Here is a 10,941-nt window from a genome sequence, read left to right on the forward strand (position 1 = left end):
ATATCCGGCGCCGGCTTGGCCGCCCCGACCTCCGGATCATCCGCCGTGACGATAGTGTCGAACAGCCCAAACCACTCACGGTGCAACGTGGTCTTGTGGCCAAACGAGTTGCGCGACGAACTGGTGCCCACGGCAATCGGAATGTTATGCGCCTTCAAGTGCCGCACCAGCGCCTCAGCACCCGGCATGCCCAAGGCCTTGGGGAAACGCTCGCTCATCAGCGGCTCGCGGATCACCAGAAATTCTGCGGGGGTAATCGGCAGGTCCAGCGCCTTGACCACGTAATCCGCCAGGTCCTGGGCGCCGCGACCAATGATGTGCTGCTTGATCCCCCAGTCATAGGTACGGCCATAGCGTTCGGCGATGATCTGTGTGACTTCGGTGTAGATGCCTTCTGTGTCCAGCAACAACCCGTCCATATCGAAAATGACAGCCTTGATCGGGACAGCGGTACGCGGTGCATTCATCACTACAGATCCGTGGGCAAAAGGACTAAAAGGATTCAGCACAATAACGGCCAGCGTTACCTGCAAGCAACCGTTACGGCCTTGTGCCGAATCCAGTCAGTGCTTCACTCGGGAAAATCCGCCCCCTCAGTTACCTCAGCCCACGCATCAAAATCCGCACTCAGCGCCTTCACCTTGGTCCGCGCAAAGGTCAACGCAGCCTTGCCCAGCAACAGGCGCAATGGCGGTTGCTCAGCCTCCACCGCCTTGACGATGGCAATCGCCGCGCGCACCGGATCACCCGGCTGCTTGCCGCTGTAGTTGCGAACCATATTGGCCCGTGCCACCGCCGTTTCCTTGTAGTCGGCAATCCCGTGAGCCGCCTCGTTGGCCGAACGCCCGGCCCAGTCGGTGCGGAACGGGCCCGGCTCGACCAGCAACACCTTGATCCCCAACGGCGCGACTTCCTGGGACAGCGCCTCGGAAAGGCCCTCCACCGCAAACTTGGTCGCATTGTAGAAACTCAGCGACGGGAACGCCGCCACACCGCCCACCGAGGAAATGTTCACGATGCTGCCCGAGCGCCGGGCGCGCATGCCGGGCAAGGCCGCGCGGGTCATGGCGCTCAAGCCCCACACGTTGATTTCGAACATGTTGCGCACGTCATCCAGGTCGCTTTCTTCGAAGGAGCCGAAGTAGCCGACACCGGCGTTGTTGACCAGTACGTCGATATGGCCGAAACGTTCTTCAGCCGCTTTGACAGCCGCCTCGACCTGGGCCTGGTCGGTAACGTCCAGCGTCAGGACCAGGGCGTTTTCTTCGTGACCGGCAACGATGTCTTGCACCTGCTGCGGATTACGCGCGGTGACCACGGTCGGGTAGCCGAGGCTCAGGGTGTGCAACGCCAGCTGGCGGCCGAAACCGGTGGAGCAGCCAGTGATGAACCAGACGGGTTTTGCGGTGGAAGTCGTCATAAAGGGCCAATCCTCGTGTGTGTAGGAAAAGTATGCGCGCCGCTGTTCTTGCTAAAAAGATGCATAATCTGCAAGGCCCTTTCGGAAATACCACACAATGGACACGCCCGATTTTCAGCAGTTGCGACTGTTCCTGCAGGTCGCCCGCTCGAAAAGCTTCACCCAGGCGGCCGACGCCAGCAGCCTGTCGGTGTCGACCGTCAGCCATCGCGTGCGCGCCCTCGAGAAACAGTTGGGTGTGCAACTGCTCAACCGCACCACCCGCAGCGTCAGCGTGACCGAGGCCGGCGAGCAGTTGATCCAGAAGATCACGCCGCTGCTGGAAGAACTGCAAACCAGCCTGCACAGCGTAGCAGCGGCGACGGTCGACGCCGCCGGCACCTTGCGCCTGAACATTCCCTCCACCGCCAGCCGAATGGTCCTGCAACCGTTGCTCCAGCGCTTCCTGCGCAAATACCCGGGCATCAACCTGGAAGTGGCGGTGGATAACAGCCTGGTGGACATCGTCGCCCAGGGTTTTGACGCGGGAATCCGCTACGACCATGTGCTGGCCGAAGACATGGTGGTGGTGCCGGTGGCGACGCAGTTGCGATTCGTCATCGTCGCCACGCCGCAGTATTTGCAGGGGCGCAAACTGCCCACTCATCCCCACGACTTGCTCGAGCATGAGTGCGTCAACTACCGCAGTGCGCAGACCGGCTCGCTGCACCGCTGGGACTTTGAAAAAGCCGGCAAGCAGATGCGGGTTACGGTAAAAGGCCGGCTGGCGACCAACGATGTTGAATTGATGGTGCGCGGTGCGCTGGACGGGTTTGGCTTTGCCTACGTGGCGCGCTCCAGCGTCGAGCAGTACCTGCAACGCGGTGAGTTGGTGGAGGTTTTGGACGACTGGATTGCCCACAGCGCGCTGTATTTGTATTACTTCAACCGTACGAACACGCCGAAGAAATTGCGGGTGTTTATCGAGTTCCTGAAGGAAGAATTCGGGACCTGATCCATTCAAAAAGCGAACCCCATCATGCTCTACCGCTTCGCCGCCGACGGCCTGGTGCTGTTTCATTTGTCGTTCATTCTGTTCGTGCTGTTTGGCGGTTTGCTCGCCCTCAAATGGCGACCGGTCATGTGGCTGCATTTGCCTGCCGCCGCGTGGGGCGTTGCCGTTGAAGTGTTCCATCTGCCCTGCCCGCTGACCCGCTGGGAAAATCTGTTTCGTCATTTGGCCGGGCAGGACGGATATGGCGGCGGCTTTATCGAGCATTACATCCTGACCCTGATCTACCCGGCCGGGCTGACGCCGCAGATTCAATTGGGGCTGGGCGCGCTGGTGCTGTTGATCAATATCGCGGTGTATGTACGGCTGATCAGGCGCGCTTAGGCAAGCAGCCGATACCCACCAATGTCGCCTCAACCGCCTCGTCCAAAGGCGTGTGCGGTTCGCTGCCCAATATCTGTACGAGACGGCCGTTATCCATGCGCACCTCGGTTTGCCACAGGTAACGCATTTCCTGCATCTCGCGGAAGGTGGTGACAAAGGGCGCGGCCAGTTTCAGCAGCCACCACGGGAAAGCACGTACAGAAGGCTGTTGGCCGGTCCTGCGTGACACCACCCGCTGAATCGCCTGGCTCATCTGCCGACCATCGGCATCTATGTGCCCCGCCATATGAAAGCGGGCGAAGGCATCAAGGCTGTCGCGGCGTGCAATCAACTCGACCATGGTCCTCGCCACATCAGGCAGGTAAGCCCACTGATGCCCCACGCCTGGTGCTCCCGGATAACTCACGCTGGCCACCGGTTTTGCGGGCTTGACCAGGCCTTGGGAAAACCAGCTGCTGCCGGCCTTGGCGCCGAAAAAATCGCCTGCCCGCACGATCAGCGCCCGTGCGCCCTGCTGGGTCGCCTCAAGCAAACGCTGCTCCATCTCCACCCGGATCGCGCCCTTGCGGGTAAGTGGATGCTGCGGCGAATCTTCCTCCAACCGCGCAAAGGCATCAGGCCCGAAGTTGTACACCGTGCCTGGCAAGACAATCGTCGCCCCTTCAGCGACTGCCGCCGCGATGCTGTTGTCGATCATCGGCAGCACCAGCTCCGCCCAGCGCTGGTAACCAGGCGGATTCACCGCATGCACAATCACCGAACAACCCCGGGCCGCTGCGACGACTTCCCCACGGTTCAGCGCATCACCTTTTATCCAGGTGAAATCGGCATTCTGTTTGTGGGCCTTATCCACATCCCTCGTCAGGGCACATACCTGCCAGCCGGCAGCGAACAACTGCCGCGCCACCTCGCCACCAATCCCGCCTGTCGCGCCCAATACTAGAACCTTGTTCATGGTTTTTCCCCTGAGGGTTGTGTGATGGGGCGATTCTGTTCGCCGGCGAGCTATAGAGGAATTGCCGAAGATCATCCAGACGCTATACATTTATGCATGGCATCAAATATTGGTTGGGAGCTTTACCGGTCATTCCTCGGGGTACTCAAGGAAGGATCGTTGTCGGGGGCCGCACGGCAGCTCGGCATCACGCAGCCCACGGTCGGGCGGCACATCGCTGCGCTGGAAAAATCCCTCAACGTGGTGCTGTTCACCCGCTCCGCCAGCGGCCTGTTGCCCACGGCGGTCGCCCTCACCCTGCGCACCCATGCCGAAACCATGGAAACCACGGCTGCCGCCCTCGAGCGCGCCGCGTCGCCCCAAGGCCCCGAAGTGCGCGGCGTGGTACGAGTGTCTGCCAGCGAAGTGATCGGCGTGGAAGTCCTGCCGCCGATCATCACCCGCCTGCGCCAACAGCACCCGCACCTCAAGGTCGAACTGGTGCTGAGCAATCGCCTGCTGGACCTGCTGCAACTGGNNGTCGGCCTGCACGCGCGCAACGACTACCTGCAACAACACGGCACGCCCCAGAGCCTGAATGACCTCACGGCCCATTCAGTCATCGGCTACGACCAGGAAAGCGCCTTCATCCGCAGCCTGGCCGTCAAAGGCTTCGACCGCAGCGCCTTTTCCCTCAGCAGCGACAGCGACCTCGCACAACTGGCCCTGATCCGCGCCGGCGCCGGCATCGGTGGCTGCCAGGTCAAACTGGCCCGGCAAGACGCCCGCCTGAGCCGAGTGCTGCCGGACGCATTTGCCCTGCAACTGGACACCTGGGTCACCATGCACGAAGACCTGCGCAACAGCCCGCGCTGCCGCGTCACCTTTGACGCCCTGGTGGCCGGTTTGCAGCATTACGTACAGGATTGAGACAGCTTCGCTGGTGAAGAATCAGAGTCCCTCAAACCCTTCATAGACGCCCCCATGTCCGAAGCCTTCGAAGTCCCCAGCCCCCACGAAAAACACGTCGAACACGCCACCGAACATGCCCACCGCAGCGGAGACAATTTCGCCAGCCGCATCGCCGTGATGACCGCCATCATGGCCACCGTCGGCGCCATGCTCAGCTACCAGGCCGGCTCCACCGAAAGCGAAGCGGCGATGGACAAAAACAACGCCGCCATCTTCAAGACCGAAGCCGCCAACCAGTGGAACTACTACCAGGCCAAATCCAGCCGGCAGAACCTTGCGGAGCTGGCGACGCATATTCCGGGGGTTGATGCCAAGCACTACACCGACGAGATCGAGCGTTATAAAACCCAGAAGGAAGACGTGCGCAAACAGGCCGAAAAGCTCGAGGCCACCTCGAAGGAATGGGATGAAAAGTCAGAGCAGGCATTGCATCAACATCACCGCTGGGCACAGGCGATGACCGCGATTCAGATCGCGATTTCGCTGGCGGCGATTACCTTGCTGACAAGGAAGGAATGGTTGAAGCGCATGGCGTATACCGCCGGTGGTGTGAGTGTGGTGTTGGGTGGGATGGCGTGGTTGCATATTTAGGTTCCATCCTGCCATCGCTATATAGTAAAACGCATAACGCCTGACACTATAAAGCCGAGGAAAAGCCGGTGACCGCACAATCATCCAAGGAAGCTGTGGGCGTCGCCTACAGCATCGACTCAATGCGCTACGCCCAGGCCATGACTTGGCGCGCGATCGAAGCACTGTCCAAACTCATCCGCCCCGGCATGCTCGAATCCGAAGCCCGCGAGCTCGGCAAAAAAGTCCTCGCCGACCTCGACATGCAGCGCATCTGGCACCCGCTGCTGGTGCGCTTTGGCGCCAACACCCTCAGGACCTTCAAGGAACGCTCCGACGGCGACCCGGTGCTGGGGGAAAACGACATCTACTTCATCGACATGGGCGCCGTTTGGCAAGGCCATGAAGGTGATGCGGGGGCGACCTTCAGCACTGGCAACAACCCGGAGATGGCCGCGTGTGCGCGCGCAGCGAAAGAGTTGTTTGACCGGGTGGAACAGCGCTGGAGGAACGATAAAGTCGTCGGCCTGGAGCTGTATCGTTTTGCCGAAGAGCAAGCGAAGGAAATGGGTTGGGTGCTGAACCTGGACATCAAAGGGCACCGTGTCAGCGACTTTCCCCATGCGATTTACCGTGGCGGTGATCTTGGGGATTTTGACCAGTATCCGAATGAAGAGCTGTGGATTCTGGAGATACAGATCGCGCACCCGAGCGGGGCTTATGGTGCGTTTTACGAAGATTTGCTGGCTTAACTTTTTCAAGGAATAAAGATGGAACGCTCGACCGAATTTCCCGTGCTGTTGTTTTCCTACGGCACGTTGCAGGACAAGGCAGTGCAGCTGGCCAACTTTGGGCGGGAGTTGGTGGGTCAGCAGGATGCGATGCTGGGGTATTCGACAAGCTGGGTGGAGATTACCGATCCTGAGGTGTTGGCGGCCAGTGGCAAGACCCATCATCCGATTGTTTCGCCGAGCGGGCGGAATGAGGACAGTGTTGAAGGGATGGTGTTTCAGATTACCGAGCAGGAACTGGCGGCGGCGGATGCGTATGAAGTGTCGGACTATAAGCGGGTTTCGGTGGGGTTGGCTTCGGGGTTGACGGCTTGGGTGTATGTGCAGGCTTGAGGGCGTGCAGTTGGTCAGTCGGAGTGATTTCCTACAGATCAATCGGAAGGCATGCCCTGCCCGCTTCGTAATGCTAGGTCTATAGTTCCTCGGTCGCCGTCATGGCGACCGAGTTTGGCGACTCGAAGACAAATCTGAAAACTAAAACTCTGCGAACCAGTTTTTCAGGCGGCGGCTGTTTTATGAAGGTCTAACTTGAAAAAAGGTTAGCTATTTTTCTATTTGTCTCAGATGGACTCCCGTATGAATCAATATATGGCACTCACCAGCAACGACTGCACCACACCCGCCCTTTTCGTAGACACAACAGCACCGCTGGATGTCCTGCTTGATGCTGCAAACTATCGGATTCGCGCCGTAACCCAAGTTCTAGAAAACCTGGCGCTGCGTGCAGAAATCAGTAGTGATACGGTCGTGCTGGGCGACTTTTCCTTGCTCTGCGCAATTCCGTTACGCGATGGATGCGATCTGCTGGATGTCATAGGTCGGAGGATGGCAGCGCAGTATTCCTGAACCCATTGGCTTGACCCCGCAAAAACGAAAAAGGGACGACCTCTCAGTCATCCCTTTTTGCGAACATTACCCAACCTAAACGCAACGTGTGCCACGAGCCTTATGCTCGTACTCCCACCCCTTACACGCCAACCCTACATGCTTGGGAATCAGAGCGGCCCCGCTGCTGTAGGAAGTAATGGTCCTACGAGTGAAGCCTAGTTCCACAGCCGCAGCGGAGAGCGACAGATTGTTGCTGAGCATCCACTTTCTGAAGTCCTGCGTCAGCATGACCTCGCCGGACTGTTCCAGCGCCAAACGATGCAAGGTGACGGAGGACAACTCCAGGTCATTGCCCCAAGTCACGTCAAAGCCCCACTCACCGACTTCAACCCGACCAAATAGAGCCAAGTCCTGAAGGGGTTTTAGAATCGGGAAGGTATTTATGTGATCAGTGAGATCAACGGTGTGCCGCTTACCGTTATTCCACTCAATTTCGATGGCATGCTTGCCGGCAACTGGTTGCACAGCAGAGATGCGAAGCTTGCTGGTCATAAGTCAGTTCCTCCGGTTTTGTTCATTCCATACGCGCCAAAGATCAGTGGTATGGACTTTTGCCCAAAGCAGGGCAGCTTTCAAGGCCTTGGTTTCGGCACCTTTGCCGAGAACCACCAGCCCTTCTATCTGAACCAACGACTCTCCGTCCGGCGTTTGCACGTGAAAGTGCGGCGGCGCGTGGTCGTCGGGATAGATTTTTATTTTCCAGTTTCGTTCACTGTGAAGGGTAGCCATGGGGACAGATGCTAGAGAAAATTTTTCTCTAGCACAACCCTGTATTCAAACCCCAGAAACCACAAAACCCCTGGCTTCTCTCGAAACCAGGGGTTTTGTTTACATCGAATTTGGCGGTGAAGGAGAGATTCGAACTCTCGATACAATTTCTTGTATACACACTTTCCAGGCGTGCTCCTTAAGCCACTCGGACACTTCACCGTATCTCGTCAAACTGATTCAGTCTGTCGAGGCGCGCTAATGTAGTCGAAAGCTTTTCCGATGGCAAAGGTTTTTTTCAGAATTTTCATGCGCTTAGGCGGTTATGCCGTTCCAGCCCTCTGCGGCGCCACGCACACCACGGCGATTCTGCCATTCTCGGGCACTCGCGGCGCTTGTCTATGGTAGCTGCTGCGCCTTGCCGAAGGCCGCCTGCGGGCGGGCATGGGGGAAAAGTCTGACTGGGTAGTCAGTCATGGCGCTTTACCAGGGCGGGCGCGGTGGGTAACGTCTGCCGTCTGTCCTTCTATTACAAGCATTACAAGGAATCGCGTCATGAGTGAGTTGATTGCCTACCACCTCGAAGACGGTATCGCGACCCTGACCCTGAGCAACGGCAAGGTGAATGCCATTTCGCCGGCAGTGGTCAGTGCGTTTAATCAAGCGCTGGATCAGGCCGAGAAGGATCGGGCGGTGGTGATCATCACGGGCACGCCGGGGATTTTGTCCGGTGGCTATGATTTGAAGGTGATGACCGCCGGCCCTAAAGAAGCCGTGAGCCTGGTGACGTCGGGCTCCACCCTCGCCCGCCGCCTGTTGTCGCACCCCTTCCCGGTGATCGTGGCGTGCCCCGGGCACGCGGTGGCCAAGGGGGCATTCCTGTTGTTGTCGGCGGATTACCGGATCGGTGTGGACGGGCCTTTCAGCATTGGCCTGAATGAAGTGATGATCGGCATGACCATGCACCACGCCGGGATCGAGCTGGCGCGGGATCGTCTGCGCAAGTCGGCGTTCCACCGTTCGGTGATCAATGCCGAGATGTTTAACCCGCAGGACGCGTTGAGCGCCGGGTTCCTGGATAAGGTGGTCGCGCCGGAAGAGTTGCAGGCCGCAGCGCTGGAAGCCGCTCGCCAACTGAAGAAGATCAATATGAACGCCCACAAGCACACCAAGCTGAAGGTGCGTAAGGCGCTGCTGGAAGCCCTGGATGACGCGATCATTCAGGATCAGGGGCACTTGGGTTAATCAAACCTACGCCTGCTAAATCGAAGCCCGACCTTGAGTCGGGCTTTTTCTTACAAAGAATTCCGGTTTGCCTACAACCGCTCTAGACAGTGTCTGTCACAGCATGTTGAAACATGCGCTTAAACATCGCCTATCTTCTGACTCTATAGGGGCAATTGCCGAATACAGTGCACATCCGTACACTGCGCCACCTTTTGTCCCGATGGGCTGTGTCGATGCTTTTTTTGTTACGCATGTTGTTGATGGGCCTGCATTTTATGATTGCGGGCGTACTGGGCGTGCTGCTGGGGATCTGTCGGCCGTTCAATCCGGACAACAGCCGTTACTGCGCGCGCCTGTATGCGGTGCCGGCGATGTGGCTATTGCGCCTGCGAGTGAAGGCCGATGTCGACTCGCTGCGTCACAAGCCCAGCAGTTGCGTGATCATCGCCAACCATCAATCCAACTACGACCTGTTTGTGTTCGGCACCGTGGTGCCGTACCGCACGGTGTGTATCGGCAAGAAGAGCCTGAAGTGGGTGCCGTTGTTCGGACAGTTGTTCTGGCTGGCGGGCAATGTGTTGATCGACCGGGGCAATGCGCACAAGGCGCGGCGTTCGATGCTGACCACCACCCACACCTTGCAGCATGCCGACACCTCGATCTGGGTGTTCCCGGAAGGCACGCGCAACTTCGGTGAAACCCTGCTGCCGTTCAAGAAAGGCGCGTTCCAGATGGCGATCGCCGCAGGCGTGCCGATTGTGCAGGTGTGTGTCAGCACCTATGTGAAGCAGATGAAGCTCAATCGCTGGAACAGTGGCGATATTCTGATTCGCTCGTTGCCGCCGATTCCTACGAAGGGGCTGACGATGGATGACATGCCGCTGTTAATGCAGACCTGTCGCGAGCAAATGCGCGACTGCATCGAGGCGATGGACCGCGAGCTGCAAACCACGCCTGCAATCACGGCTGAACCCCGCCGAATTTGCTGACTCTGATTGGGCAGGGCAGCTAAGCTGCCTGACAGTTGTCATCTGCCATTCAAGAAGAAGCGATCAGCACTATGGGTAGAGTTGTTGCGGCCGCCGTCTATAGCGCCGGAAAGAAAGTCACTGATATCACCCTCGACGAAGGCGCCGCGTGGGCCGCCAAGCCTGACCACTTTGTGTGGATCGGCCTGGAAGAGCCCAGCGCACTGGAACTGGCCAACCTGCAGCGCCAGTTCAACCTGCACGAACTGGCCATCGAAGACGCCCTGGAAAAACACAGCCGCCCCAAGCTTGAAACCTTCGGCGATGCGCTGTTTATCGTGACCTACTCACCGGTGCGCGATAACGGCAAGCTGGAGTTTATCGAAACCCATATCTTTGCCGGCAACGGCTACATCATCACCGCCCGCAACGGCCACTCGGCATCCTACGGCTATGTGCGCCAGCGCTGTGAGGCGCGACCGCTGTTGCTGGAGCATGGGGAAGATTTCGTACTCTATGCGCTGCTGGATTTTGTTACCGAGAACTATCAGCCGGTGAGCGAGGCGATTCATGCCGAGGTCGATGAACTGGAGCGCAACGTGTTGTGCAACTCCCTGAGTGAAGCGGATATCCAGAAGCTCCACGGCCTGCGCCGCGATGTGCTGCGACTGAAGCGCTATGTGGCACCGATGGTGGAGATCAGTCAGGAATTGCAGAAACTGAGCTTCCCGTTTATCGACAAGAACATGCGTCCGTACTTTCGCGATGTGCAGATTCACGTCACCCGGCAGATGGAAGACCTGACCACCTTGCGGGATATCGCCAGCCAGACCATCGAGATTGGGGTGTTGCTGGAAGCCTCGCGCCAAAGCGTGGTGCAACGCAAGTTTGCCGCGTGGGCAGCGATTCTGGCGTTCCCGACGGCGGTGGCCGGGATTTACGGGATGAACTTCCAGAACATGCCGGAGCTGCAGTGGCACTACGGCTATTTTGCGGTGCTGGGGTTTATTGCGGTGGGGTGTACAAGTTTGTGGGCCAGCTTCAAGCGTTCAGGCTGGCTGTAGGAAAACTGCTGTTGTGGCGAGGGA

At 58.5% G+C, this 10,941-nt stretch carries 15 protein-coding genes and 1 tRNA gene; 10 read left to right on the plus strand and 6 right to left on the minus strand.

What is annotated here, in order from left to right; all coding sequences use genetic code 11:
* Window positions 1–467: HAD family hydrolase (locus tag HX786_RS25070; RefSeq protein WP_178912732.1), on the minus strand; the 467-nt coding region annotated here is incomplete at its 3' end.
* A gap of 104 nt (window positions 468–571) precedes the next feature.
* A complete protein-coding gene (locus HX786_RS25075; RefSeq protein WP_087692746.1) occupies window positions 572–1,420 on the minus strand; it encodes an oxidoreductase in 849 nt (282 codons plus the stop codon).
* 97 nt (window positions 1,421–1,517) lie between these two features.
* Between HX786_RS25075 and HX786_RS25080 the strand changes: the two genes are divergently transcribed.
* Together HX786_RS25080 and HX786_RS25085 are read left to right on the plus strand one after the other, a co-directional pair.
* On the plus strand, window positions 1,518–2,414 hold the full coding sequence (locus HX786_RS25080; protein WP_004371170.1) for a LysR family transcriptional regulator: 897 nt from the start codon (window positions 1,518–1,520) through the stop codon (window positions 2,412–2,414).
* Between the two features lie 24 nt (window positions 2,415–2,438).
* On the plus strand, window positions 2,439–2,795 hold the full coding sequence (locus HX786_RS25085) for a DUF2784 domain-containing protein (protein WP_177008389.1): 357 nt from the start codon (window positions 2,439–2,441) through the stop codon (window positions 2,793–2,795).
* Here the strand turns inward: HX786_RS25085 and HX786_RS25090 are convergent.
* A complete protein-coding gene (locus tag HX786_RS25090) occupies window positions 2,782–3,750 on the minus strand; it encodes an SDR family oxidoreductase (RefSeq protein WP_178912733.1) in 969 nt (322 codons plus the stop codon). The two genes, HX786_RS25085 and HX786_RS25090, sit on opposite strands and share 14 nt — an antisense overlap.
* A gap of 96 nt (window positions 3,751–3,846) precedes the next feature.
* Here HX786_RS25090 and HX786_RS25095 point away from each other — a divergent pair, with 96 nt between their 5' ends.
* The 5 genes from HX786_RS25095 to HX786_RS25115 all read left to right on the plus strand — a co-directional run bounded on the left by HX786_RS25095 (window position 3,847) and on the right by HX786_RS25115 (window position 6,908).
* Window positions 3,847–4,659 (plus strand): LysR family transcriptional regulator, encoded by an 813-nt coding sequence (locus tag HX786_RS25095; RefSeq protein WP_178912734.1) that lies wholly within the window; start codon window positions 3,847–3,849, stop codon window positions 4,657–4,659.
* A gap of 54 nt (window positions 4,660–4,713) precedes the next feature.
* Window positions 4,714–5,292, plus strand: coding sequence for a DUF4337 domain-containing protein (locus tag HX786_RS25100; protein ID WP_008434886.1), 579 nt, complete (start codon window positions 4,714–4,716; stop codon window positions 5,290–5,292).
* A 68-nt stretch (window positions 5,293–5,360) separates the two neighbouring features.
* A complete protein-coding gene (locus HX786_RS25105; RefSeq protein ID WP_178912735.1) occupies window positions 5,361–6,023 on the plus strand; it encodes a M24 family metallopeptidase in 663 nt (220 codons plus the stop codon).
* A gap of 18 nt (window positions 6,024–6,041) precedes the next feature.
* Window positions 6,042–6,395: a gamma-glutamylcyclotransferase family protein gene (locus HX786_RS25110; protein ID WP_008434891.1), complete on the plus strand. Its 354-nt coding sequence runs from the start codon at window positions 6,042–6,044 to the stop codon at window positions 6,393–6,395.
* Window positions 6,396–6,638: 243 nt separating this feature from the next.
* Window positions 6,639–6,908 (plus strand): short-chain dehydrogenase, encoded by a 270-nt coding sequence (locus tag HX786_RS25115; protein ID WP_087692753.1) that lies wholly within the window; start codon window positions 6,639–6,641, stop codon window positions 6,906–6,908.
* A gap of 75 nt (window positions 6,909–6,983) precedes the next feature.
* Here the strand turns inward: HX786_RS25115 and HX786_RS25120 are convergent, their stop codons facing one another.
* From HX786_RS25120 to HX786_RS25130, 3 genes are all read right to left on the minus strand, one after another.
* Complete coding sequence (locus tag HX786_RS25120; protein WP_087692754.1) at window positions 6,984–7,442, minus strand: DUF2442 domain-containing protein; 459 nt, start codon at window positions 7,440–7,442, stop codon at window positions 6,984–6,986.
* A gap of 3 nt (window positions 7,443–7,445) precedes the next feature.
* A complete protein-coding gene (locus HX786_RS25125; RefSeq protein ID WP_087692755.1) occupies window positions 7,446–7,679 on the minus strand; it encodes a DUF4160 domain-containing protein in 234 nt (77 codons plus the stop codon).
* A gap of 111 nt (window positions 7,680–7,790) precedes the next feature.
* A tRNA-Ser gene (locus HX786_RS25130) sits at window positions 7,791–7,880 on the minus strand.
* 333 nt (window positions 7,881–8,213) lie between these two features.
* On the opposite strand from HX786_RS25130, the gene HX786_RS25135 reads away from it, so the two are divergent.
* From HX786_RS25135 to HX786_RS25145, 3 genes are all read left to right on the plus strand, one after another.
* A complete protein-coding gene (locus tag HX786_RS25135) occupies window positions 8,214–8,903 on the plus strand; it encodes a crotonase/enoyl-CoA hydratase family protein (RefSeq protein WP_004371187.1) in 690 nt (229 codons plus the stop codon).
* A gap of 215 nt (window positions 8,904–9,118) precedes the next feature.
* A complete protein-coding gene (locus HX786_RS25140; protein ID WP_178902617.1) occupies window positions 9,119–9,874 on the plus strand; it encodes a 1-acyl-sn-glycerol-3-phosphate acyltransferase in 756 nt (251 codons plus the stop codon).
* Window positions 9,875–9,945: 71 nt separating this feature from the next.
* Entirely contained in the window at window positions 9,946–10,917 is a 972-nt protein-coding gene (locus HX786_RS25145; RefSeq protein WP_004371189.1) for a magnesium and cobalt transport protein CorA, read from the plus strand.
* Window positions 10,918–10,941: the final 24 nt, after the last annotated feature.

The organism is Pseudomonas sp. 21615526, from assembly GCF_013386245.1.
GTDB lineage: Bacteria > Pseudomonadota > Gammaproteobacteria > Pseudomonadales > Pseudomonadaceae > Aquipseudomonas.

Coding starts and splice junctions, on each gene's coding strand:
- HX786_RS25075 (WP_087692746.1), bottom strand. CDS start 1,420: ATGACGACTTCCACCGCAAAACCCGTCTGGTTCATCACTGGCTGCTCC.
- HX786_RS25080 (WP_004371170.1), top strand. CDS start 1,518: ATGGACACGCCCGATTTTCAGCAGTTGCGACTGTTCCTGCAGGTCGCC.
- HX786_RS25085 (WP_177008389.1), top strand. CDS start 2,439: ATGCTCTACCGCTTCGCCGCCGACGGCCTGGTGCTGTTTCATTTGTCG.
- HX786_RS25090 (WP_178912733.1), bottom strand. CDS start 3,750: ATGAACAAGGTTCTAGTATTGGGCGCGACAGGCGGGATTGGTGGCGAG.
- HX786_RS25100 (WP_008434886.1), top strand. CDS start 4,714: ATGTCCGAAGCCTTCGAAGTCCCCAGCCCCCACGAAAAACACGTCGAA.
- HX786_RS25110 (WP_008434891.1), top strand. CDS start 6,042: ATGGAACGCTCGACCGAATTTCCCGTGCTGTTGTTTTCCTACGGCACG.
- HX786_RS25115 (WP_087692753.1), top strand. CDS start 6,639: ATGAATCAATATATGGCACTCACCAGCAACGACTGCACCACACCCGCC.
- HX786_RS25120 (WP_087692754.1), bottom strand. CDS start 7,442: ATGACCAGCAAGCTTCGCATCTCTGCTGTGCAACCAGTTGCCGGCAAG.
- HX786_RS25125 (WP_087692755.1), bottom strand. CDS start 7,679: ATGGCTACCCTTCACAGTGAACGAAACTGGAAAATAAAAATCTATCCC.
- HX786_RS25135 (WP_004371187.1), top strand. CDS start 8,214: ATGAGTGAGTTGATTGCCTACCACCTCGAAGACGGTATCGCGACCCTG.
- HX786_RS25140 (WP_178902617.1), top strand. CDS start 9,119: ATGCTTTTTTTGTTACGCATGTTGTTGATGGGCCTGCATTTTATGATT.
- HX786_RS25145 (WP_004371189.1), top strand. CDS start 9,946: ATGGGTAGAGTTGTTGCGGCCGCCGTCTATAGCGCCGGAAAGAAAGTC.